This window comes from Leptolyngbya cf. ectocarpi LEGE 11479 (genome assembly GCF_015207065.1).
In the GTDB taxonomy this organism is placed as follows: Bacteria; Cyanobacteriota; Cyanobacteriia; order Phormidesmidales; family Phormidesmidaceae; genus Leptothoe; species Leptothoe ectocarpi.
This window is the reverse complement of the sequence record NZ_JADEXP010000542.1, coordinates 1-2,691: the sequence shown is the minus strand read 5'-3', so window position 1 is coordinate 2,691 and position 2,691 is coordinate 1. Positions and strand designations below refer to the sequence as shown.

The following is a 2,691-nucleotide window of genomic DNA, read 5'->3' as shown; positions in this document are numbered from 1 at the left end:
ATATAACCCCAAGCAATCTGGTTATACTGTGAAGACGACATTCGCCGAAAATTCGCACGTCGCTCTTTCGAGCAGAACTCACAAATTTTACCTTAGCCTGATTAACCAGCAGTGAAACTGGCCATCAGTCTATTTCTATCACATATCCGAATTTTTAAAGAACGATCTGACAAAAGTCAGAAATCAACATTCATCAACGAATGTTCATTTCTAAGTTCTGACAAGTAACTGCTTACTGCGAAAGTGGTGGAGCCAAGCGGGATCGAACCGCTGACCTCCTGCGTGCAAGGCAGGCGCTCTCCCAGCTGAGCTATGGCCCCTAGTTGATTTTGCCAAGCAAAATCGACGTCGAGCGCACAGTGAGTTGCGAAGCAACTTGCGAGGCGCTCTCACGCCGTCCTTGATACATCTTTCTGCCTGAACAGAGAGACTGTGGTGGGCCTGGGTAGATTCGAACTACCGACCTCACCCTTATCAGGGGTGCGCTCTAACCAACTGAGCTACAAGCCCGAACCCCAAAAATGCTGACACCGGTGTGTCAGCAACTTCGGCAAGAAAGAGAAACGAAGGCGGCAATGTTCCGCGTAATGCCAGTGTATCAGCGAACTGATACCTAGCTAATGTTCTAAGCGATCTTGAAGATTGTCACTTAGCCCGAAGGCCAAGCTGTCTGGTCAAGATCATTCCTTAGAAAGGAGGTGATCCAGCCGCAGGTTCCCCTACGGCTACCTTGTTACGACTTCACCCCAGTCGCTGAGCCTACCGTGGTTGGCTGCCTCCATTGCTGGTTAGCGCACCACCTTCGGGTAAACCCAACTCCCATGGTGTGACGGGCGGTGTGTACAAGGCCCGGGAACGTATTCACCGTGGCATGCTGATCCACGATTACTAGCGATTCCAACTTCATGCTCTCGAGTTGCAGAGAACAATCCGAACTGAGATGGCTTTTAGGGATTAGCTCCTCCTCGCGAAGTCGCTGCCCTCTGTCACCACCATTGTAGCACGTGTGTAGCCCAGGCCGTAAGGGCCATGAGGACTTGACGTCATCCCCACCTTCCTCCGGTTTGTCACCGGCAGTCTCCTTAGAGTGCCCACCATAACGTGCTGGTAACTAAGGACAAGGGTTGCGCTCGTTACGGGACTTAACCCAACATCTCACGACACGAGCTGACGACAGCCATGCAGCACCTGTGTCAGAGTTCCCGAAGGCACCAATCCATCTCTGGAAAGTTCTCTGCATGTCAAGGCCTGGTAAGGTTCTTCGCGTTGCTTCGAATTAAACCACATGCTCCACCGCTTGTGCGGGCCCCCGTCAATTCATTTGAGTTTTAACCTTGCGGCCGTACTCCCCAGGCGGTCAACTTAATGCGTTAGCTGCGCCACTAAAATCTCAAGGATTCCAACGGCTAGTTGACATCGTTTACGGCGTGGACTACCAGGGTATCTAATCCTGTTTGCTCCCCACGCTTTCGCACCTCAGTGTCAGTATCAGTCCAGGTGGTCGCCTTCGCCACTGGTGTTCCTTCCTATATCTACGCATTTCACCGCTACACAGGAAATTCCACCACCCTCTACCGTACTCTAGCTTGCCAGTTTTGGATGCAGTTCCCAGGTTGAGCCCGGGGCTTTCACATCCAACTTAACAAACCACCTACGCGCGCTTTACGCCCAGTAATTCCGATTAACGCTTGCACCCTCTGTATTACCGCGGCTGCTGGCACAGAGTTAGCCGGTGCTTATTCTGTCGGTAACGTCAAAACAGCAAGGTATTAACTTACTGCCCTTCCTCCCAACTTAAAGTGCTTTACAATCCGAAGACCTTCTTCACACACGCGGCATGGCTGGATCAGGCTTTCGCCCATTGTCCAATATTCCCCACTGCTGCCTCCCGTAGGAGTCTGGACCGTGTCTCAGTTCCAGTGTGACTGATCATCCTCTCAGACCAGTTACGGATCGTCGCCTTGGTGAGCCATTACCCCACCAACTAGCTAATCCGACCTAGGCTCATCTGATAGCGCAAGGCCCGAAGGTCCCCTGCTTTCTCCCGTAGGACGTATGCGGTATTAGCGTTCCTTTCGAAACGTTGTCCCCCACTACCAGGCAGATTCCTAGGCATTACTCACCCGTCCGCCGCTGAATCAAGGAGCAAGCTCCCGTCATCCGCTCGACTTGCATGTGTTAGGCCTGCCGCCAGCGTTCAATCTGAGCCATGATCAAACTCTTCAGTTCAATACTGCTTGGGTTTTTAAGAAACCCTAAACTTGGCTCAGCAATCTCAAATGACTATGTGATTTCTCGCATGGCCACTTGTGATGCTGATAATCTTTTTGACTATCAGTCCGTACTCACAAGCACCCACACGAATTGCTTGATTCAATTTGTTAAAGAGCGTTTGGTTAAGAGCTTTTCGTCTCAACCGAGGCGCGCATTCTACGCTTTCCTCAGAGCCTGTCAAGCGTTTATTTTGAAGTTTTTTGCGAGAAACTCGTTTAGCTTCAAACACTTGGCTCGCTGCGATCTCTCGTAGCGGGAGGCGAATCATACAGCACCAAGAAGCGCTGTCAACCACCATTTCAACCGCTTGCGATCATTCGAGCGTAGCCCCTCCAGAACCACCTTAACTACTTAACTCATTGAATATCAAGGCGTTTGTCGTTCCGATGTCGATGGAAGTGGTGCGCATTATAAGGG

The 2,691-nt window shown here is 51.1% G+C and carries 2 tRNA genes and 1 rRNA gene; all 3 read right to left on the bottom strand.

Annotated features, from left to right (window positions below):
- Positions 1-244: 244 nt before the first annotated feature.
- Positions 245-320, bottom strand: a tRNA-Ala gene (locus IQ260_RS29650).
- Positions 321-433: 113 nt separating this feature from the next.
- Positions 434-510 (bottom strand) — tRNA-Ile (locus IQ260_RS29645).
- Between the two features lie 181 nt (positions 511-691).
- Positions 692-2,229 (bottom strand): 16S ribosomal RNA (locus IQ260_RS29640).
- Positions 2,230-2,691: the final 462 nt, after the last annotated feature.